Origin of the sequence: Butyrivibrio sp. XPD2002, assembly GCF_000423945.1 — a bacterium.
In the GTDB taxonomy this organism is placed as follows: domain Bacteria; phylum Bacillota; class Clostridia; order Lachnospirales; family Lachnospiraceae; genus Butyrivibrio.
The window spans coordinates 52,114-74,542 of sequence record NZ_AUIY01000024.1; the positions used below are offsets into that span (position 1 = coordinate 52,114).

The 22,429-nt window shown below is 37.6% G+C and carries 20 protein-coding genes; 7 read left to right on the forward strand and 13 right to left on the reverse strand.

Translation table 11 applies throughout. The features are described from left to right. Positions 1-65: 65 nt before the first annotated feature. The gene (locus G587_RS0112510; RefSeq protein ID WP_026492531.1) at positions 66-2,498 is read left to right on the forward strand and encodes a GH36-type glycosyl hydrolase domain-containing protein; all 2,433 of its coding nucleotides are present in this window, start codon (positions 66-68) and stop codon (positions 2,496-2,498) included. A 73-nt stretch (positions 2,499-2,571) separates the two neighbouring features. Here the strand turns inward: G587_RS0112510 and G587_RS0112515 are convergent, their stop codons facing one another. The 4 genes from G587_RS0112515 to G587_RS0112530 form a co-directional block, all read right to left on the reverse strand. Further along, positions 2,572-3,228, reverse strand: coding sequence for a bifunctional (p)ppGpp synthetase/guanosine-3',5'-bis(diphosphate) 3'-pyrophosphohydrolase (locus tag G587_RS0112515; RefSeq protein WP_026492532.1), 657 nt, complete (start codon positions 3,226-3,228; stop codon positions 2,572-2,574). A gap of 112 nt (positions 3,229-3,340) precedes the next feature. Further along, entirely contained in the window at positions 3,341-4,777 is a 1,437-nt protein-coding gene (locus G587_RS0112520; RefSeq protein ID WP_051201010.1) for an MATE family efflux transporter, read from the reverse strand. A gap of 3 nt (positions 4,778-4,780) precedes the next feature. Then, complete coding sequence (locus tag G587_RS0112525) at positions 4,781-5,287, reverse strand: hypothetical protein (protein WP_026492534.1); 507 nt, start codon at positions 5,285-5,287, stop codon at positions 4,781-4,783. Positions 5,288-5,358: 71 nt separating this feature from the next. Next, a complete protein-coding gene (locus G587_RS0112530) occupies positions 5,359-5,637 on the reverse strand; it encodes an HU family DNA-binding protein (protein ID WP_026492535.1) in 279 nt (92 codons plus the stop codon). A 168-nt stretch (positions 5,638-5,805) separates the two neighbouring features. Between G587_RS0112530 and G587_RS25510 the strand changes: the two genes are divergently transcribed. Beyond that, the gene (locus G587_RS25510) at positions 5,806-5,958 is read left to right on the forward strand and encodes a hypothetical protein (protein WP_155829535.1); all 153 of its coding nucleotides are present in this window, start codon (positions 5,806-5,808) and stop codon (positions 5,956-5,958) included. A gap of 26 nt (positions 5,959-5,984) precedes the next feature. On the opposite strand, the gene G587_RS0112540 is transcribed toward G587_RS25510, so the two are convergent. The 3 genes from G587_RS0112540 to G587_RS0112550 all read right to left on the reverse strand — a co-directional run bounded on the left by G587_RS0112540 (position 5,985) and on the right by G587_RS0112550 (position 8,375). Then, a complete protein-coding gene (locus G587_RS0112540) occupies positions 5,985-6,974 on the reverse strand; it encodes a tRNA dihydrouridine synthase (RefSeq protein WP_026492536.1) in 990 nt (329 codons plus the stop codon). A 4-nt stretch (positions 6,975-6,978) separates the two neighbouring features. Further along, on the reverse strand, positions 6,979-7,536 hold the full coding sequence (locus G587_RS0112545; RefSeq protein ID WP_026492537.1) for a GNAT family N-acetyltransferase: 558 nt from the start codon (positions 7,534-7,536) through the stop codon (positions 6,979-6,981). A 185-nt stretch (positions 7,537-7,721) separates the two neighbouring features. Next, positions 7,722-8,375: a GDSL-type esterase/lipase family protein gene (locus G587_RS0112550; RefSeq protein WP_026492538.1), complete on the reverse strand. Its 654-nt coding sequence runs from the start codon at positions 8,373-8,375 to the stop codon at positions 7,722-7,724. Positions 8,376-8,652: 277 nt separating this feature from the next. Between G587_RS0112550 and G587_RS22650 the strand changes: the two genes are divergently transcribed. After that, a complete protein-coding gene (locus G587_RS22650) occupies positions 8,653-8,925 on the forward strand; it encodes an HPr family phosphocarrier protein (RefSeq protein WP_155829537.1) in 273 nt (90 codons plus the stop codon). 108 nt (positions 8,926-9,033) lie between these two features. On the opposite strand, the gene G587_RS0112560 is transcribed toward G587_RS22650, so the two are convergent. From G587_RS0112560 to G587_RS0112575, 3 genes are all read right to left on the reverse strand, one after another. After that, on the reverse strand, positions 9,034-10,263 hold the full coding sequence (locus G587_RS0112560) for a replication initiation protein (RefSeq protein ID WP_026492539.1): 1,230 nt from the start codon (positions 10,261-10,263) through the stop codon (positions 9,034-9,036). A 919-nt stretch (positions 10,264-11,182) separates the two neighbouring features. After that, positions 11,183-11,890, reverse strand: a complete 708-nt coding sequence (locus G587_RS0112570) for a hypothetical protein (protein ID WP_026492540.1) — start codon at positions 11,888-11,890, stop codon at positions 11,183-11,185. Then, complete coding sequence (locus G587_RS0112575) at positions 11,887-12,675, reverse strand: ParA family protein (protein WP_026492541.1); 789 nt, start codon at positions 12,673-12,675, stop codon at positions 11,887-11,889. The genes G587_RS0112570 and G587_RS0112575 overlap by 4 nt, the downstream gene beginning before the upstream one ends. A gap of 1,838 nt (positions 12,676-14,513) precedes the next feature. Here G587_RS0112575 and G587_RS0112580 point away from each other — a divergent pair. The 3 genes from G587_RS0112580 (at position 14,514) to G587_RS0112590 (ending at position 16,625) form a co-directional block, all read left to right on the forward strand. Further along, complete coding sequence (locus G587_RS0112580) at positions 14,514-14,861, forward strand: hydrogenase maturation nickel metallochaperone HypA/HybF (RefSeq protein WP_035786602.1); 348 nt, start codon at positions 14,514-14,516, stop codon at positions 14,859-14,861. 279 nt (positions 14,862-15,140) lie between these two features. Then, a complete protein-coding gene (locus G587_RS0112585) occupies positions 15,141-15,503 on the forward strand; it encodes a response regulator (protein WP_022761203.1) in 363 nt (120 codons plus the stop codon). 255 nt (positions 15,504-15,758) lie between these two features. Beyond that, entirely contained in the window at positions 15,759-16,625 is an 867-nt protein-coding gene (locus tag G587_RS0112590) for a methylenetetrahydrofolate reductase (protein WP_051201011.1), read from the forward strand. A gap of 84 nt (positions 16,626-16,709) precedes the next feature. On the opposite strand, the gene G587_RS0112595 is transcribed toward G587_RS0112590, so the two are convergent. Continuing rightward, positions 16,710-18,497, reverse strand: coding sequence for a methyl-accepting chemotaxis protein (locus G587_RS0112595; protein WP_026492544.1), 1,788 nt, complete (start codon positions 18,495-18,497; stop codon positions 16,710-16,712). A 13-nt stretch (positions 18,498-18,510) separates the two neighbouring features. Beyond that, positions 18,511-19,815, reverse strand: a complete 1,305-nt coding sequence (locus tag G587_RS0112600; protein WP_026492545.1) for an ABC transporter substrate-binding protein — start codon at positions 19,813-19,815, stop codon at positions 18,511-18,513. Between the two features lie 255 nt (positions 19,816-20,070). Here G587_RS0112600 and G587_RS0112605 point away from each other — a divergent pair, with 255 nt between their 5' ends. Beyond that, on the forward strand, positions 20,071-21,747 hold the full coding sequence (locus G587_RS0112605) for a M3 family oligoendopeptidase (RefSeq protein WP_026492546.1): 1,677 nt from the start codon (positions 20,071-20,073) through the stop codon (positions 21,745-21,747). 82 nt (positions 21,748-21,829) lie between these two features. Here the strand turns inward: G587_RS0112605 and G587_RS0112610 are convergent, their stop codons facing one another. Further along, positions 21,830-22,339 carry a helix-turn-helix domain-containing protein gene (locus G587_RS0112610; RefSeq protein WP_026492547.1) on the reverse strand — a complete coding sequence of 170 codons (510 nt, stop codon included), beginning with the start codon at positions 22,337-22,339 and terminating at the stop codon, positions 21,830-21,832. Between the last annotated feature and the right edge of the window lie 90 nt (positions 22,340-22,429).

A 22,429-nucleotide genomic window follows, 5' to 3' on the forward strand; every position in this document is an offset into this window, starting at 1 on the left:
TACACTATATAATCACTTTAGCAAACAATTCTTAATCGTTTAAGATTTTTTTAGGAGGAATATCGATGAAATACGGATTTTTCGATGACAAGAATCGTGAATATGTCATCACTACACCAAAGACTCCCCTGCCCTGGATTAACTACCTTGGCAATAAGGATTTCTTTTCGCTTATTTCCAATACATGTGGTGGCTATTCTTTTTATAAGGATGCAAAGCTTCTTCGTCTTACAAGATATCGTTATAACAACGTACCTTATGATAACAATGGTAAATACTTCTATATTAAGGATGGCGAGACAGTTTGGAATCCCGGCTGGCAGCCTGTTAAGACTGAGCTTGATTCCTACGAGTGCCGTCATGGTTTAGGATATAGTAAGTTTACATCTGAGAAGAACAGTGTTAAGGCTTCTGTTCTTTCCTTCGTTCCCATGAATGATACCTGCGAAGTATCTCATGTAGAGCTTACAAATAACGGCTCTTCAGAGAAGAAGATTCAGCTTTTCTCTTATGTTGAGTGGTGTCTGTGGAACGCAGATGACGATATGAAGAACTTCCAGCGTAACTTAAGTACCGGTGAAGTTGAGATAGTAGATTCTACTATTTTCCATAAGACAGAGTATCGTGAGAGAAGAAACCACTACGCTGTATATTCAGTAAATACTAAGGTTGATGCCATCGACACAAGCCGTGATGCATTCCTCGGTTTATATAATGGTCCTGATCATCCGGACGCTGTATTTGCAGGAAAGCTTACAAACTCTGTAGCAAGCGGCTGGTCACCCATCGCAGCTCACCAGATCGATGTAACACTTTCTCCCGGTGAGACCAAGACCTTCAACTTCGTTCTCGGCTATGTTGAGAATCCTGAAGATCAGAAGTGGGAATCACACGGAATTATCAATAAGAAGCCTGCTAATGAGCTCCTTGCAAAGTATCAGTCAGATGCTGATGTTGAGAAGGCTCTTGCTGAGCTTAACAGCTATTGGGATAACCTCCTTTCCATCTACCACATCAAGTCAGGTAATGAAAAGGTTGACCGTATGGTTAATATCTGGAACCAGTATCAGTGCATGGTTACCTTCAACATGTCACGTTCTGCTTCCTACTATGAGTCCGGAATCGGCCGTGGAATGGGCTTTAGAGATTCTTGTCAGGATCTTCTTGGTTTCGTTCATCTCATTCCCGACAGAGCAAGAGAGCGTATCATCGATATCGCTTCTACTCAGTTCCAGGATGGTAGCGCATACCACCAGTACCAGCCCCTTACAAAGAAGGGTAACTCAGACATCGGTTCAGGATTTAATGATGATCCGCTGTGGCTGATCGCAGGTACCAGCGCATATATTAGAGAAACAGGTGATATGTCAATCCTTGATGAGTCTGTACCTTTTGATAACGATATGAGCGTTGCTACACCTCTTATGAACCACTTAAAGAGAAGCTTCGATTACATCGTTAACCACAAGGGTCCTCATGATCTGCCTCTTATCGGACGTGCAGACTGGAATGACTGCCTGAACCTCAACTGCTTCTCAGCTCATCCCGGTGAATCCTTCCAGACCTTTGGTCCCAGCGAAGGCCCTGTTGCTGAGTCAGTATTTATCGCAGGTATGTTCGTTAAATATGGTGAAGAATACGCTCAGTTATGCGAGCTTAAGGGCGACAACGCTGAAGCTGAGAGAGCTCGTGCTGAAGTTAAGAAGATGTATGACGCTGTTTGCACAGCTGGTTGGGACGGCGAATGGTTCGTTCGTGCTTATGATGCACACTCCAACAAGGTTGGTTCACACGAGTGTAAGGAAGGTCAGATCTACATCGAGCCCCAGGGCTTCTGCGTACTTGCAGGTATCGGTGTTAAGGAAGGTCTCGCAGAGAAGGCTCTTAAGAGCGTAAAAGAGCGCCTTGATACAAAGTATGGTGTAATGATCCTTCAGCCCGCTTATACAGAGTATCACCTCGAGCTTGGTGAGGTTAGCTCATATCCTCCGGGATACAAAGAAAATGCTGGTATCTTCTGCCACAATAACCCTTGGGTTTCCATCGCAGAGACAGTTCTCGGACATGGCAACAGAGCATTTGAGATCTATCAGAAGACATGCCCTGCTTATGTAGAGGAGATCAGTGATATCCACTGCACAGAGCCTTATGTATATTCACAGATGGTTGCAGGAAGAGATGCTAAGTTCCACGGTCAGGGTAAGAACAGCTGGCTCACAGGTACAGCAGCTTGGACATTTGTTAATATTTCACAGTATATCCTCGGAATCTATCCTACACACAAGGGCTTATCAGTAAATCCTTGCGTTCCTGCTGATTTCGGTGATTTCGAGCTCACAAGAAAGTACAGAGGCGCAACATACAATATCTCTGTAAAGACAAACGGAACAGAAAAAGGTATTAAAAAGCTCATAGTAAACGGTAAGGAAATCGAAGGAACCGTTATACCTCACGATCCTTCAGTTTCTGAATACAACGTTGAAGCAATCATGGGCTAATATACTTTCTATTTTTCAAACCTCCAAAAACCCACAGGCCAGACGGTCTGTGGGTTTTCATTTGTAACACATGTTATTCTTTTAATATAAATGCCTTTATTGTCTCTATTGCACTTCTAAGCTGATATTTGATCAGGAAAACCGCATCATTGTATTCCGGATTATCATATTTCATCTTTTCCAGAAGCGGATATACATAGTCCTGAGTCTCCTCAACATATTCTATGATTTTTTCTTTGGAAAAAGCCAGTGACATCAGACATACATTGTTGCATCTGTCGAGAGCTTTTACTATCGATGCTGTGCTGTTGGTAGCAATACCGTCAAAATATCGCTTCCTTGCTTCCTCAGTATCAGAAAAATCGTCCGGCTTGGTCAATAATGCCACTGCACGCTTTACCGGCGCTGAAAACGGCAATTTTTCCGGTTTTACACCACAATCCTCGCATACATCATGCAGTAAAATCGTAGCCAGAACCTGGTCATCCTTTATTCCCATAGCATGCGCATGACACGCCATCATCAAAGGATGTGTTATGTATGGAATATCATCCTGCGTGATCGGATTCTTCTTCCTCTCCTGTCCTTCATGCTTATCCCTGGCATAATACAATGCCTGATATGTCTCTGAAAGATTCTCCTCTAACGCATATCCCATTAGACGTGTAAACATGTGATCCTCTGAAAAAATCTTTTCATTAAGGATCCATGATGGTTTTTCTGAATCCATAGCTCTCTCCATTTAAGGGTTGCCAACAAAAGACTTTATCGTTGCGGTATAAAAAAAGGATACCACATCAATGAATCTTTGTGAGGTATCCTTTTATTAAATCTTTATTATTTTATTGTCTGTTAACTATATTACGAACCCAGACGCCCTTTTTCACCAGTATAAATCCTATTGTACTCTTTATAAGCTCAAGCGAGCATACACAGAAATAAACCATCACAACAGGCATTATCACATATCCTGCAAGTATTCTTGAAACAGGAACGCTCACAGCCCATGTAAAGCAGCTGTCAAACAGGAAGGTCACAAGGGTCTTTCCGCCGGATCTTAGCGTAAAATATGCTACATTTGCGAAGGCATTTACCGGCATTACCACTGCTACTACTCTGATAAATTCCATAGCAAGATTCCTGATTTCAGGCTCTGTATTGTATATTTGAGGGATAACAGGTGATACCGAATACAGAAGCGCACCCATCACAAAGCAGCTTGTTATGCTAAGTGCAGCCATTCTCCATGCATATACTCTTGCCTGCACAAAATGCTCTGCACCAAGCTCCTGTCCTACAACTATCGACGTAGAGTTACCAAGAGATATAAACACTTCGTTGAATATCTGCGCTATGGTATTAGCAATATTCATTGCTGCTATTACTTCTATTCCACGTATGGAGTAGCTCTGCAGAAGTACTGCCTGGCCAAGACTCCATAAAAACTCATTGGCAAGAAGCGGTAAGCTCTTGGACATTATTGGCCATATCATATTAGTCGGTACATGGAAATTCTTATAAACACCAACCAGGAACGGGTATTCATCTGAACATAAATGGCCTCGTATTACTACTATTCCCACTTCTACGAATCTTGAAATAACAGTTGCAATTGCTGCTCCGGCCACACCCATCTTGGGAAAGCCGAAATGACCGAAAATAAGGATGAAATTAAACACAAAGTTAATTACCATCGCGGTCATACTTGCAGCCATGGGCAGCGTAGTTTTTCCTGATTCTCGTATTGTTCCGGAATAAACCTGAGTCAGTCCAAAGGGAACCAGCGAAATCAGCATAATATCAAGATAATTCTTAGCAAGTCTCAGCGTCTCCTCTGCTTCCTTAGCAGGTGTATCCGCAGCTATATATAGTTCAATGAGGCTTTTTCCTGCAATACTGAAAATAATTACTGCAGAAACAGAAATCACCAGCGCTACTATCAGTTTAAAACGCATGGTGATCCTCACTCCATCATAATCTCTTTTTCCAAAAAATTGTGTTCCGAATATCCCGGCACCCGCAAGCGCGCCCCAGACACATAACATAAAAACGAACATCAGCTGATTGACAATTGCGACAGCTGACATAGCCAGTGTTCCTACCTGACCTACCATAATGTTATCAAGCAGACCCACCACGTTAGATAATGTATTCTGTATGATCATTGGCAATACTACCATTGCCACTTTTCTGTAAAAATGCGGTTCGCCGATAAGACATTCCTTCAGGGGAAGCTTAATCTTTAAAGCTTCCTCGACTGTCATATCGCTTTTTTTCATAATTTAATTTGAAACTCCATCCAATTTATCTGCAGCTTCGTTTGAGTACTTCTCCAGAATATCAGTAAGCTCGGAATAATCTTCCTCTGTAAGCTTATCCTTCGCATAGTCCTTAAGTCCGTCAACATCCTTATTGCTGATGTATTCCTGAACATCTGACATGTCCTCAATTGACATATTATCTACAATAATATCAGTAACCTTATCCTTATCTTCCTCAGATACAGAATCAAGCATCTCCTTAACCTCTGAACTGGACTCGCCTGCATACTGCTCTACAGCCTTATCAACAACTGTCTTGGCTACACTCTTGATTACTTCCTTTTTTGCATCTTCTATAGCACCCGTTATTCCACCACTCTTGGAATCATCAGTGTTTTCAGCAGCTGCTTCCTCTGTACTGTCTGCATTTTCACTTTTAAAAAGTGAATCCTTGCTATAAAGATAAATAGCACCGATTGCCAATACTACTACAAGTGTAACTACAAAAGATTTAACAATTTTTTTCATAATACTTCCTCTTTTACATTGAAAAACCCCGGAATACCGTAGTACTCCGGGGTCTAAGTTCATGATCTAAATTACTTCTTGTTTACAAGATCCTTCAGGGCTTTACCAGCCTTGAACTTCGGAGCGATAGAAGCAGGAATCTTGATGGTATCACCAGTCTGAGGGTTCTTACCAGTTCTAGCTGCTCTCTTTGTGGTCTCGAAAGTACCAAAGCCAACGAGCTGAACCTTATCCTTCTTCTTAAGTGTTTTGGAAACTACATCGATGAAAGCCTTTACAGCCTTCTCTGAATCCTTCTTGGAAAGGCCTGTTTCCTTTGCAATAGCTTCTACAAGTTCTGTTTTATTCATTTTTATTCCCCCTTTTAGGTTTTTTGAAACTAAAGCAATTCTAACACTAACTATCATCTAAATCAACGCTTTTATACGGTTTTTCGCATTTAGATGAATTTATGTCCTATTTCACAGATTAGTGTTATTATTATTTATATAGCAAATAATCTGAATTGGAGGGGGATTATGGGCGCTGAAAATCAAAAAGATACTGAATTACAGGATATTCCTAGCAAGCCTGAGGAGGGTGAAAAAGCGAAAAAGCTTAAGGCCGCTCCCGATGAAGTATTGGCTAAGGCCATCCATGAGATGCTTATGAAAGACTCCGGGGCCGAATAAGCTATATCCGTTTTGACATCATAGTATCATGATGTTTTGTTGTCGTGGCCCTTCATAACGCATTCTCTGTACACATTCCTGACTGCATTTCTGTATTCAGCTATATTTTTTGCGGTCCTTATCTTATGAATCAGCGGTTCTGATTCAGCTCCATCCTTTGTTACCAAAAGATTCCCTACATAAAACCATATCTCCTTCATTTTATGCATTATGGATTCGTCTGCAGGAATCTCTATCTTATAATTTTTCTCAAGATCCGTCATAAATCCCTTTAATTCGTCCAGAGACATCTCTTTACCGCCAATTATCTCCCGTGCAAGAGCAGGATTTGCAACAAGACCTCTTCCCATCATAATCTCATATAGATCAGGGTAATTATTTATGATATTGTCATAGTCCTGTGGCACGAAAATATTCCCATTGTAGCCCACGGGATTAGTACTGTTATCGTATGCCCATTTAAACATCTCCATATCCGGAGTTCCTTTATACATCTGTGTCCGTACCCTTGGGTGAATAATAACCGCTGCAAAAGGGAACTTATTAAGGACCGGAAGTATGTTTTCAAACTCGTGAGGATCTGTTAATCCAAGGCGTGTTTTAGCCGTAAATTTGATTTCGTTTGTTATTTTATCTTCAAAAACTCTGCTAAATATCTCATAGAGCCTGTCCGGATCCGACAGCATGCCCGATCCCTTATTTTTACTAACTACCGTTCCGACAGGACATCCCATATTTAAATTTATTTCGTCATATCCACGCTCATGAAGGTAATTTAAGGCCCATATGATTTCATCGGAATCATTGGCCATAATCTGCGGGATTATTCGTAACCCGTTATCTGCATTGTTTTCCGGAAGTATTTCACGCATATCGCGCTTTTTAATGGAATGATGCTTATAAACTGATAAAAAGGGCGTGTAATAATAATCCAGCCCCTCGCCAAAGTATTTATGATGGGTATTCCTATAACAATAAATTGTTATGCCTTCCATCGGTGCAAAAGTGTTTCTCATAGTTCTAATATCTCCACAAATTCTTGGACATAAGGATTTCATCGTGATAGGTTCCATCCATCATCTTAAATGCCTGCGGAACCTGTCCACACTCTATGAATCCCTTTTTCTTATATAATCGCAGTGCCCGTGCATTATCGGCAAATACGCTAAGCTCCAGACGCTCATATCCACAGATTCCGGCGAGCTCTATGGCCTGATCAAGCAAATGAGCCCCTAAACCAAGATTCCAGTACTCTTTCCTCACTACAAGCTCTGCAGAGGCCCTGTGTCTCATTTTGAAGGTAATTCCTACAGGACTGACTGATGTTATTCCTATTATCCTGTTCTTATCAAAAATGGCTATCATGCCCAAATGCTCTGCTCTATTATAATTCCCGAGGATTTCTGCCTCTTTTTCTACTGAATTCTCTATTTCATAGGGATATCTGGTCAGATAAATCGTCTCACCGGCCACATCACGCCTGAAGGCCAGGACTTTCTCAGCATCGTCCCTTGTAGGTGTTCTAAGCTGGAATTCTTCTCCCCTTTTTGTTGTTACTTTTCTCTCTTCTATCTTCATTTTGATCCCCAAAAACTACTAAATATAAATACATATCATTTGCTATATTTAAGTAAATTAATGACTCACTCAGTCATTAATTTGAATATTTTTCATACATCTATTATGCAATAAAAAATCCACAAAGTCGATAACTTCGTGGATTTTCTTGAAATTAAATATTACCATAATTATTCCTAAACGCTTTATGCGAGATATGCACAAACATAATCATCTGCTTCATGTCTCTCAGCTGTAAGATCAATTTTTGATAAAATATCAGCCATTTTTTCTGCAAATAATGCGTGTCCCTCAGCAGACATATGTACCCCATCAAATGACATCTCAAGATCCCATTCACTGGCATCAGCAAAGAAAATGCCTACTTCCTGGGCGATAATATCAAGCTCTGCGGAAAATCTCTTCCTCTGAGCCTCGGCTTCTTCAAGATTTTCATCCATATGAGGAAGTATTCTTGGCGGAGAAATGAGAAGAAAACCGGTCTTATTATCTATAAATTCCTGACGCTCCAGCTGACGCTCAACAAAATCTCTCATTTTAGAAGCAACTGTCTCTGCATCAGGAACTGACATATTTATAAGATCATTTGTACCCAGCATTACCGCAAATAGATCAAGGGGACTATTCTCAAGTACAGTCTTATCAAGTGAAAGAAGCGAGTATGCATTATCAGGAATTACTCTTCCGTTCATTCCGTCAGCAAAAACACGCCATTCACCGTACATTTTTTTTGCCAGAATATCGGTCCATCTCTCAGATTCCGGAAGCCGACCACCCATCATTCCTCTGGGATCAAATCCGTAAACATTGGAATCACCGTAAAAAAGAACCTTTTTCATTTGCGTCACCCAGCCCTTTCAACATTTTTCTACGTTTACAAAAACAATATACCACACAGATTATGAATAATCTGTGTTTTTATAGATTTTTTATGAAATTCAGCCTTTTTTTTCTGAATTTGTCGCAATTAACACACATATTGATGCAATATTGAACTAACAATGTCGATATTTTGTACTCATATAGTTATCATATCTACATATAGGTATTGCATTTTAAATGACTTTGTGATATCTTTGTGTCTGTATTTTTTTATACAAAATAATTTATAGGGGGATGCGTAGAAGATACGCGAATAAGATCATGACAAAAGATGTAACTATTAGTCTTGAAAACGAGAAACAGATTATGAAGTTTGTGCAGATGAACTCTAAGTCATCTTGCCAGGTTGATGTAAGAAGCGGCCACAGCTATATCGACGGTAAGTCAATTATTGGTCTTCTCTCACTCAATCTTTTCAAACCTTTATATGTATCTGTAATTGGAGATTCTAATAAAATCTCAGATCTTATCAGTGGCTATCAGGAATGTCATTTAGTGACTGGCTGAAATGTATGAAAAAAGAGCTCATCTGAGCTCTTTTATTTTTGCTAAAAAAGCACAAATTCCGAGGATTTATCGGAATTTGTGCTTTTCTTAATGAATTAATACTGATAATTAGAAGTTATCCAGTAATTCAGATTCCATATCATCATATGAAAAGGACCCCTGAACATACTCTCCAACTATGGGTTTAGCTGAATAACCGGCTGTAGTATAGTTATTTCTTATCGCTGATATCATCCAACCAACAAAATTCTCAACCTGATTGCTCTGTCTGCTGTATAAATCATAAGCCTGTTTTATCTTATCTATATTATAATCAGCAGCCTTCAATATTGATCTTATCTCAGAGGGTTTAACTCTCTCATCGATAATATCCTGAACCTGATCCATATACTCAAGCTCTTCAGCAGGATTTACCTTTCTATCCTTGAGATTTAAATCATTATAGGTGTTATTTTTATTCTTTATCTTAGGGTTAACATCTATCTTAAACCTGATGCTTACTACCTTCCCACCTCTTCCGGCTTTAACCGGTTCATAATCAAACCAGATGCTTGTGGTCTCATTTAATTCTTTCTGAGCTTTATCCAATGCGAACTTCTTAAAGTTACCAAAGGTCTTAAGTTTACCGGCTCCATCTGACTTATCGGCCTGTCTCTCAATAGCATCATAATCAGGATTACCCTTCTTAAGTGCACTTATAATAGCAGGATCTGCCTGTGAGTCAATGATTCCCAGGCGGAGCTTTAAGTCTGTAAGGTGATATTGTATGTAATATGGGCCTTCCTTCTTGGTTATAGCCCTCTGTTTATCCATCTCAGCCTTCAAAATCTCATAAAGTCTGAAGGAATAAACACTATTAAGCTGAACTGCTTCCGCAAGGCTCAATACCGTGTAATTGTTCTGCAAATTAGCCAGGTACGGAGTAATCTTACTGTTATACCTTACATTGAGGACTCCATTCTTAAAAGAAGCGTCTGTAATAACATTTATAGCCTCAATTTCCTTGGTATCATCATTAGAATAGATAATTCTCCAATCCAATATGGATGGCTTGGATTTAGCCGGTTCTATGGCTGATTTGATATGCTCATAGAAGGAGCCACCCTTTACACCAAAGATTTTCTTAAGATCTGTTCCATATATATTAGCTTCTAATGTGTTATCGCCCGGATTAAGCTCTGCCTTTGCAATACTAACTGCGAAGAGCTTCTGGACTAGAAGTGTAGATCTACCTTTAGAATTTATAAGTGTATTTGCTTTTTTGTAATGTTGATTAGATAAAAAGCTTTCGATAGCAGTTGTTTCTTCTTCTATCTGTTTTTTGGATTTTCTCCCCAAAACAACCTCCTTTACCCCATAAGGTCTATTTTCATACCTTTTTAGTACTAATTTATTATAGTGCTATTATAGCACACTGTAAACAAAAATCCCTCATTTTATTAAAGTTATACCTAATTACATCTATTATATACCCCTTAACTAATAACTTACGTGATATTGTTTGTTATTAAAACTATTTGGCGATAATTAAGTTGACTGATACGGTCAGCGTCTATATTGACCAAACAAGTATTTTTTTTTTACGTACCTTTTTACTACTAAATTATATATTTATATACCTAATTACTACTAAGAAACACTCAAATTATACCTTAAAACTACTAATAAAGCTTATTTATCTACCCATTTGCTACTAAGTACGCCATTATTAATCTTTTTCCGGTCAATAAGAATTCGTATTTTTTCCCTAATATCGTCTTTTCTAATGTATTTTACGTATTATTATCCCTAAAAACTACTATGTTATTCAAAAACATCCCCAATAACTACTTAAAAAGCTATATATATCCCCTTTAACTACTAATAAAGGATGGATAATACCCTTTTTTCTACCTGAAATATACCATCTACTGCTTAATGGCTCTGGATCTGGTACTATCCGTATTATATCTACCCAAAAACTACGATAAAAAACCCTATTTCTTATTTACCATCCCAAAAACTACTAATAAAATTGCTCGATTTTCCCTAATAACTACTAACTTATACTTTATATCTAAAAAAATATCGCAAAATACGCCCCTTATATCTATCATCTTTATCCATATTTCTAACAAACATTGACCCTTTTTCTATCATTCTTCTCCCATTAAACTATATAAAAAACTCCCAGGAAGCGCTTATTTACTGCTTCTCTGAGAGTTCTAATTAATAAGAAATTTGTTGTTAATTAATATATTGTTACAACAAGGTGTTGTTACATATTTAACTGTTCCATGAAAGACTTATATTTAAGATATAAATCTTTATTTTTCTCATAATCCTGTTCAATAAGATTACTGATATATTGCTGATAAGATATCTTACCTGACTGAGTCATAAAATCAACGTAGGATCTAAGTTCACCTAAACGGATATGTAATACTCCACTACTCTTTTCTTCTGGAACAAGAGGAATAGATTTCTTTGATGAAACCTTTGAAAATGTCTGAGGTTCATCAATAACAGGCGTTACATTAGACTGAACTGTAGGATTAACTACAGGAGTTTCAAAATAAGTAGGAGCTACAGGCTGAACAGGTGTCTGAACATATACAGGAACAGGCTGCTGTACTGGCATAGGCTGAGGCTGAACTGGTGCAACAGGCTCAGGAATCTGCTGAACAACGGGCTGTTGAACTGGCTGTACTACAGGCTGAAGAATAGGCTGTTGAACAGGCTGCTGAGGAAGCTCTACTGTTGCTTGAACCTGTACCGGAGGAACCGGTTCAGGAACTACTTCAACGGGTTCATTCATAACAGGCGTAACCTCTTTAACCTTCTCAGGCTCTAGTGTTGCAGCTTTCTTCTCTTCTTTTTTTGCTGTCACTGTTTCGGATTTTTTACTAGGTGTGTCCTGCGCAGGCTGCTCATTAACCATTTTCTGGAAATTTTTTGCCATTGCGGTTTTCAGATCCTTCTTCATTTGGACTCTCCTTTCAAAAATTCCTTTACAAATGCTTCATAATCCTTAGTTGCACGTGCATTTGGAGCATAATCAAATAATGACTGGTTTAAGGTCTGCGACTCTTCTACAGCTACATTCTGATGTATTTTTGTGTCATAAACCTTAATTTCATACTCTTTTGCGAGCATTTCAATACCTTCAAGCCAGATGTTAGCATTATTGGTATTTCTGCAATTTGTGACCAGAATACCTGCTACATCAAGATCAGGGTTATTTAAACGCTCTGACATAACTGAAATCCATGAAAACAGCATATTTGCACCGTTTGTAGCAAAAGCTTCAGGTGTCATAGGAACAACTATCTTATCTGTGATTGCAAGTACATTCTGTGTAATTAAAGCTAATGTAGGGCTGCAATCAATTATGCAAAAATCGTAGCTTTTTTTCAGTTTTTTAAGTGCTCTTTTCAGCATAAATTCTCTGGATGTAACGCCAGAATAATCAAGATCTGCTGATGTAAACTCAATTCCACCGATAATAAGGTCAATATGGTCACTAATAGGTATTAGTGCTTCATTTATATCAGCTCCAGGCTCACCTTTTTCTGTCTTAAATACATCTGATAAGGTTGCTGCCGGTATATTGTATAAATCGATTCCTGCGGCCTGGCTAAGGTTTTCCTGTGGATCTGAGTCAATCATAAGCACAGAATACTTCTTCTTTGCTAAACCGGACGCTAATGCATAAGTTGATGTTGTTTTTGCAACGCCACCCTTTTGGTTGCAAAATGCGATTGTCTTCATTTTTTCCTCCCATTTTTTCCGTGTTATTTCTTATTTATATTATCATTGATGTTTCGATGTGTAAAGATTTTTATACATTGATATAAGAGTTTCATGATATATGAATATATATGTATAGTGATAATACTATATTAATGTAATCTAATATCAATATATTATTGTATAGATATAATAATATAATCTGATACATATATATTAGAATAACATAATATAAATGTATCTAAATAATAAAATATAAAGTAATAATGATATATAGATAATAAAATACAAAGATGTAATGTAAACAAAATATAAATAGTAAACGATATATATACATCAACAATGTAATGATGCTAATACAACATGATATATTATATCATAACAACATGATGTATTTATGTCGATGCATATATAATTATACATCAATACATCACGATGATACAAATACATCAATATATAAATATATTAATAAATCATGAATATAATATAAAAATATATAAATATAATAATCTCATAAATTATACTGAAGATATGATAGAAATATCTATAAAAATTCCTATCATAAATTACGCCAGTTGGAACAAGGATATTAATATAATTTCAACTATAAACTAGTATATAATGATGTCATGACATCATTATATACTCTATATATTGTGGTTAGAAGAAATAAAAATCTATATATAGGGCGTAAATTTAATAGATGTGAATATATAATTGTATTATGCTGTTATCTGATCTGGCATAAAGAATCAATAATTATGATATATAATGATATGTGGACATAAGTGTATTTAGAGGTGCTGATGTTTGTGTACAAATGTATAATGATGTCATTGTATAAAGCGACATTGAAATGATAAAGTATCATAGTATCACGATATTTTGAAGATGTGATATTTAAATGTATAAGTATAATTATCACATGATGTCATGATGTATATAATAAAGATAAAAATACATAAGAATATCATGATGTCATGATGTATTGATATTGTTATGTATAACATCATAGTATAAATGTAACATGTTGATATAGATAGATGATGTAATTAGAAGTTGATAAATTGATATATTATAATAATGATGATATAATACAAAAATAGAAGAATAATAATATATCGAAATATATAAATATAAAAGGAATATGATATAAATATATATAATTATAACTAGGTAATGATAAAATAGAATAAATATATTTATATAAAATGAGAGTAAAATATATAAATATATTTATATATAATTAGCAAAATATATTTATATATTTATGTATAGTGAGCAAAATATATTGATAAAAGTTGAAAAAGATGATAATATATATGTGTACTTTTACATATTGATACTCATGATTGAGTAAGGGTTGAAAGAGGACTGGATCCAGGATAAAATCCGAGAAAAAATCCTGAAAAAAATCCGTGATTTTTGCCTGAATTTGCATAGAAAAGCAAAACTAAAATTATTTCATTTAAATATACATTTCAATATATAATGCTCATATATAGAATATTCATAATAGTCTGTATATATATGGGATATATTTAAATAAACAGATATTTAACGAAATACACATACAATTAATATATTTCGGATGTTATGAATGCGATATTCAGCATAAATATCATAATCTAACAAGATATAAATATATAAAATCATAAAATAAAAAAATATAGACTATTGTAGTCAATAAAAATAAATAGCATATGTTATCTATTCAAGAAATCCATAGATTTAAATAAATATAGAACAACATGCATTATGTTTAAATATAACAACTTAATGTTAAGTATATAATTGACTAAAAAGGTCAATTTTCAATTGTTTATATTATATGTACAATATGAGGAGAATACACAATTTTGCATGAATTGAGTTATATTATAGATATTGTTAATACAGTAGTGCAGGAAATGGAAACACAAAAAATAGATCGTGTAAACAAGATAATAGTGGATGTTGGCGAAATGAGCGGAGTAGTACCATATTATCTGCACAAATACTATCCAGAAGTGGTGAAAGATACAAAGTTAAAGGATACCTTACTGGAAACGAATGAAGTTGAAGTAGAAATTGAATGTGAAGCCTGTAAAACAATTTATCACCCGGATAAAAATAATAAATACAGATGTCCAAAATGTAATGAAAGGAAAGGGAAGCTTTTAAAAGGAAAAGGAATCCAGATCAGAAGCATAGAAATCGAAGAATAATCTGAAAAATAATTACAAAAAAACCGATAAATTATATACAAAAAGTACAATCCTAGTTGTCGATACAACAATATGAATATGTATAATGATGTGATGATGTCATTATACATAGGAAATTTAGAAATAATTTCGAAACGGAACGAAATTTTATCATTTTTTAATTGTTTGAGCGACGATTTAGGGTTTTTTTTGATAAATTTATGATAAAATAGAAATTGAATTTGAGAGATACACCGGAGCGCAAATATAAGTCCGGAATTAAAAATATGGAGGTTCATAATGGCTAAGAGAGTACTTATTACAGATGATGCCGCTTTTATGCGCATGATGTTGAAAGACATTCTGACAAAGGGTGGTTATGAGATTGCCGGTGAGGCCGAAAATGGAAAGATCGCAATCGACAAGTATAACGAACTTAAGCCTGATCTTGTAACTCTAGATATTACCATGCCGGAGCTTGATGGTATTGGTGCTCTTAAGGGTATTAAGGCTGCAGATCCTAACGCTTGTTGTATTATGTGCTCTGCCATGGGTCAGCAGGCAATGGTTATTGAATCAATTCAGGCTGGTGCAAAAGACTTTATCGTTAAGCCGTTCCAGGCAGATCGTGTTCTGGAAGCTGTTAAGAAGGCGATTGGATAAATAATAAAATAAATCAACCGATTTGCACTAATATTTTTTAACAGATGCACCGATATATTTATTAGCAACGGAAAGCAACCTGTTTCCATGGAAGGGAAACGACATGGAAACAGGTTTTTTATGCCTTTTTTTAGGCCCGTTGCGGTGATCAAAGGATGGATCGCAAGCTTGATAACCATATAGAAAGCTGCCAGGCTGCCCCCTGGCAGCTTTCACGTGTTATAATACATAAAAACGAAAAAGGAGGACGAAGAAGTGGGGAGCATAAAAGAGCTTTACAATCGCGGTAAAACTGTACTTTCATGCGAGATTTATCCGCCTAAAAAGGAAGATGAGTTTGCAAACATATATGCAAAGCTGGAGCGTTTATCAGAGATAAAACCAGATTTTGTAAGTGTAACCTACGGAGCAGGCGGATCCAATGCAGGAAAAGCCGTAGAAATAGCAGATTATGCTAAAAATAAAGCAGGATTAGAAGTTGTTTCACACATAACAAGTGTCGGATTCAGCAAAGAAAAACTAATCGAAGGGCTGGATAAATTTAAGGAAATAGGAATAGATAACATTCTGGTGCTTAGAGGCGACAGACCAAAGGCTATGACAGACGAACAGTTTAATTCCAGAGATTTCCTTCATGCCAGCGATATGGCGGCCTTTATCAGGGAAAAAGGCATGGATTTCACCCTGCTTGGTGCGTGTTATCCTCATAAGCATCCGGAGGCTGTTACAGAGGAAGAAGATGTTCTTAATACAAAGATAAAGGTTGAGAGTGGTTGTGATGTGCTTATTTCGCAATTATTCTTCGAAAATGAGTACTTTTATCGTCTTAAGGATAAATTATATGGTTTAGGGGAAAAAGTGCCTATTTCGGCCGGAATAATGCCTGTTACGAGTGCAAAACAATTAGGTACAACAGTTACGTTATCCGGAACGACGGTTCCTGAGGAATTATCCTCTATAATATCAAAACACGGAGATAATCCGGAGGAAATGCGTAAATATGGCATAGATTATGCTATAAGACAGGCAATGGATCTAAAAGAAAAAGGAGCTGAGGGTATTCATTTTTATATAATGAATAAGCCTGAATTGGCAAAAGAACTGATAGATGCAGTAAAATAAAACCGTAAAAATATAAAAACAAATAACCCGTCGCTTTCGCGACGGGTTATTTTGATAAGAATATATATAATTATATTTAAATAATCAAAGAGAAGTGAATCTTTCAGTGGTTTCACTGAGCTGTTCGGTAACATCTGTATTCTTATCAATAGCAACTGATATCTTTTTGATACCACCTACAATCTCGGTAGAACTCTCAGCAGACATTGAAATTGCTGAAGAACTTTCCTGGATTGATGTAGTGATCATCTGAATGGATTCAACCATTTCCTGCATGATATCGTTTAGGTGATCAGCCTTCTCGGTGAAGGAATTAAGCATATCGTCCATTAAATCGGCTGTATGCTCGTATTTTTCGCCTGTATCAACGAATTCATCATAATCACCAAGAACTGTACCATTGATGAAATCAAGGGCATCCTGAGCGTTTTTAGCAAGTGCATTAACGGCCTCAGTAACCTCATTACTGATCTCCTGAATTGTACCAGCTGTTTTTCTACTGTTGTCAGCAAGGGCGCTGATCTCAGTAGCAACGACTGCGAAGCCTTTTCCTGCTTCACCTGCTCTTGCAGCCTCGATTGATGCATTAAGAGCAAGAAGATTGGTCTGTGATGCGATATCAAGAATAACATTGGTAAGCTCGTTGATCTGTCCAACCTTTTCGGAATCCTTAACAGATTTGGCAAGTGTATCTGACAATGTAGCCATCTGATTGCCGGCATCGGCCTTTTTGTGGGTTACACGAGCCTTTAAGGTATTTGCTTCTTCCTTGATTGAAAGGGCGGTAGTAGTACCGTTAGAGGCTTCATCAGTAATGGCCTGAGCTGCAGATTTAACATCATCAACTTTTCCGTTAATAGAGGATACTGTGTCAGCCAGTGTCTCCATATTTGCAGAGAGCTCCTGAAGAGCTGCAGAAGTGTTTGTTACGTTGTCATCTGCCAACCGTAGCTGTGATACAACTTCTTCGGATGAGGATGTAAGAATGATAGAACCATTCTTGACATCACGCATAATTCCCTGCAATGTCTCAATGAAATGATTGATACCAGATGTTATGAATAGGAGCTCAGATTTAGTCTTTGTCTTGATTCTTGCAGTAAGATCTCCCTGTCCCTTTTCAATATTGGAAATGATCTCATTAACCTCATCACTGATACTTCTGATCTTCTTAACGATGTTGTTATAGCTTATCAGGAAGTTAATGATGATAAGTACGAGGATAGCTACCATACCAAGGATAACAATTACACGTCCTGATTTGAGAAGCTCATTCATCATATTGGTTGTGTCGCTTGCAGCGTTTGTAATTGCGTTATCCAGAGCCTTTGTTGAATGGAAGATAGCGATCTTCTGGATTTCTGCCTTATCAAAAAGAGTAGTATAGGCGCCGGCCTGATCACCTGAATCACAGCGTGAGATTGCATTATCAATAAGTGCGGAAAGTCTGGAATATTGGTCTGATATTTCCTTAAGCTGAGCCGTAGCTTCTTCATCATTAAAGGATGCAAAATCCTGATTTAACTGATTGATATCAGCCTGTATAGTTGACTTTGCCACTTCAATCTGGGGAAGCAGAGCTTCCTTGGTCTCTACAGCGTCAGCTGCGATATATCCGGTGGTCTGGTCATACAGTGACATTACATCGGATTTTAGGTTCGCTTCATGCTGAGTCAGGCTCATCATGGAGTCAAACATCTGTATACTGGTATTTGTCGTTTTCTGCATCGAGGACATAACCAGCATCATAACGAGTACGAAGGCAATGAGCATAAAAAGGTTAAGTGTCATAATCTGAAAAAGTATGGAATTAACCTTTTTTACGGTAATACCGGCACTGCCTGGATTTTCATAACTTGTGTTATTGGCCAATTTAGTCACCTCCTTAAAGTTTTGAATACCAATCGGAAGCGATTGATTTTAATTCGTTAATAAATCCGGCTTTGTCGATTTCACCGCTTGCGAATTTGTAGAATCCGAAGGAAAGACCCTTTTGTCCTAAGCCTTCAGGCATGCTCTGCCAGTGCCAGTTTGAGGTTTTTCCGGAAGATACATAACTGGAAATAACCTTAGCAAAGGGATCTGTAGCTACATATTTGCAATCAGTAAATGGACTGATAAATCCAGCATCTTCTACAAGGATTTTCTGTGCGGTATCCTCTGAACACCACTGCAGGAATGCCTTTGCAGCTTCGACGTTACCTTCCTTGGGAATTGCCCACCAGGAAGGAGCACTTGTAAGGATTGTATCCTGACCATCCATGAAGCAATAAGGAAGCATACCTACGTCAAAATTGCCGGCTGCAGCATAAGCGTCTGCTTCAGCGCCTGTCATTGTTGCACCGATCCAGGAACCCTGTGTAACAAAAGCATATTTGCCTGATGCAAAGCCTGCTACCTGAGCGTCATAAGCGCTTTCTGTAAGCACAGCAGGATCTGAATACTGATTGAATAGCTCGATCATGTCAGCAAAGGCTGATAGTCTTTCGTCATCGAATTTTCCACCATCATTCAACATATCGATGTATTTGGTATCTGAGCGATCAAGACCAGAATCGAGATACGTTCCAAAGACATGGTTTCCGCTAGACCAGCCTACATCATTGGGCTCTGCGCAGTAGCCAATAACAGCTGTCAGTCCGAGTTCGTCTTTTTTAGCATCAATGGTTTCGAAAGCGCTCTGTAATGCGGAAGGACTTGTTATAGAGGCAGGATCTATGCCACATTTGGCGAGGATATCTCCATTATATGCAAGGCCGATAGCCTCAGTAGTATAAGGGAAGCCTAAGGTGCCATATGTGGGATCGATATACTCAGCATCTGTTCTGGTAGCCCAGTTTTGATCGCTGAGATCTACAAGAAGTCCATCCCAGCTACCAAATCCGGATGCCTCGCAGGCAATAATGTCCGGCATCTGATCTGAAAGATAATAACCTTTTATGGTTGCCTGTACGTCAACACCAGCAGGAACGCTTACTACAGTTACAGGGACACCGGTTTCCTGCGTATATTGCTTGGCGAGAGCCTCAATCTGGCTTGTAACCTCACCCTTAATGTTTAGCAGGGTAATTGAACCAGTGGTACCGGCATCAGTTTCTTCGACACTTTCTGTTGTTGCTTTATTACAACCAAAAGTAAGAAGCATCAGCGCAAGTGCCGTTATTAAAGAAATAAAGCGCCTTTTTTGCATACCTTTAAAAACCTTCCTTTCCACAATAGTTTTGATATTTATCCATTTATAATTATATGTGGAAGTACGTAGGAATTTGATTAAATAAGTATAAAATAATGATAAATAATAGACTAAAAAAGAAAAATTGAGCAAAATGCAATGCGGCACATCAATATATCATGACATCATGATGTATAAAAAATATATTGTTAAACCATATTTCAGAGAATATAATTGGAAGGCAGATTGTTTGAGAAAGGATGGGAAAAATCGATGAAATTTTCTGAAATGCCATATAAGCATATAGATATGGATGAAGTAAAAAGCTTCTTTGAAAAGCTGATAGAGGATTCAAAAAATGCAAAAAGTGGAGAGGAGCAGTTTGAGCTTCATAAAAAATTCTATGAATTTAACAATGACCTCTATACTAACATGAGAATTGCCTCATTCCGCCATGATGTGGATACAAAAGAGGAATTCTACGCAAAAGAGCAGGAGTATTTGGATGAGATCAGTCCTGTAATAGAACAGTACAAGAATGATTATCAGAAGGTACTGTACGCTTCTCCTTATAAGTCATATCTTGAGGAGAAAATCGGCAAGGTGGCTTTCAAAAACATGGAGCTTAACTTTGCATCAATTGATGAGAAGATACTGCCTCTTATGCAGGAGGAAAACGCGCTTATCAATAAATATGACAATATCATAGCTTCAGCAAGAATTCCTTTTGACGGAGAGGAGTACAATATCTCACTTCTTCGTAAATTCCTTACAGGTAACGACAGAGATACAAGAAAACGTGCCTGGAAGGCTCTTTCAGACTATTTTATGTCTGTAACCGATGAAATTGACGATATCTATGACAAGCTGGTCAAAAACAGGACACAGCAGGCAAAGGAGCTGGGATTTGACAATTATATCGAGCTTGGCTACAACCGTATGACTAGAAATTCATACAGAAGGCCTGAGGTTGAGAGCTTCAGAAAGCAGGTAAAGGAGTCATTTGTTCCTTTTGTAACAAGGATTCAGGAAAAGCGTCGCCAGGAAATAGGTGTTGATGAACTGAAATATTATGATAACGAGGTTTATTTTAAGAACGGAAATCCCGCACCGATAGGCACTCCTGAGGAAATCATGAAGGCTGGACAGACAATGTATAGAGAGCTGTCTCCCGAAACTGCTGAGTTTATCGATGTTATGATGGAAAATGAGCTTTTTGATGTTCTTGGAAGAAAGAACAAAAAGCAGGGAGGATATATGGATTTCCTGCCAAAGTATAAAGTGCCTTTCATTTTTGCGAATTTCAACGGTACAAGCGGAGATGTCGACGTTGTAACCCATGAGTGCGGACATGCTTTCCAGGGTTATGTAACTAAAGATGATGAAATAATCGAGCATAATGACATAACAATGGAAACAGCCGAGATTCATTCAATGTCCATGGAATTCTTCACATACGGATGGATGGACAAATTCTTCGGTGACAGAGCAGATGATTATTTTAAGATGCATCTTGAGGATTCAGTAACATTTATTCCTTATGGATGTATGGTCGATGAATTCCAGCATATTGTATATGAGAAGCCTGAGATGACACCGGCTGAAAGAAAGCAGGTATGGAAGGAACTTGAGAAGACCTACAGACCCTGGCTTGATTTTGATGGAGATCCGTTCTTTGACGAGGGTGGTTTCTGGCAGAAGCAGGGACACATTTTCTGGAGTCCTTTCTATTACATTGATTATGTTCTTGCCAGCGTTATTGCAATGCAGTTCAAGGTATGGATGGATAAGGACTACAAAGATGCATGGAAACATTATTTACAGCTTTGCAAAATATCTGCAAGCGAGTTCTATGAGGACATGCTGGCAGAGGTTGGCCTTAAGAGTCCCTTCAAAGATGGCACTATTGAAAGCCTTGCAAAGGACATGGCCGAAAAAGTTAATATTTGACCGAAATAAGGGCAATAATAATGGGATGCACTTTTATATGTGCATCCCTGTTTTCTTGCGAAATACGCGAAAATATTGATGATTATTTTTTCATAAGTGATTCAAGCTTTTCTTTGTTGATCTGACCGTTGGCAACTGTATTAGCCATCCAGATCTTAAGGGATTCTACAGTCTGGTCTATCATAGCAAGCTGTTTCTGAATATTAACAAAATCAGGAAGCTCATCATCAGAGATAACTCCATCAGCAGTGATGTCGATCAGTCTGTTGCGCTGCTCGTCAAGAGAGTTAAGTGAAGACAGCATGGCAAGTACGATTTCAGATAAAGTAGATTCCTTTGCAACAGGTACGGAATCCTGACCGATTCTGCATTCATGTGTGCAATAAAAATTGCATAATTCAGGCTTTTTGTATGCCTCTGCCATAGCAACTACGTCCTCAGGCTGAATAGCTGTCTTTTCGGATTCGATTTTCTCAAGACGGCTTTCGCTTATGAATCCTATACGTTCACTGGCCTGAGCTCTTGTTAATCCTGCTTCCTCTCGGCTTTCAAAATAAATATTCTTGTTCTCTTTGATGGATTTCTTCCCCATTTGTGTTCCTCCGTTACTTTAAAGCATACCATAAGACTATGATGCGAATAATTCTAATACAATATCATGTGATATGCCTACTGTTTATTG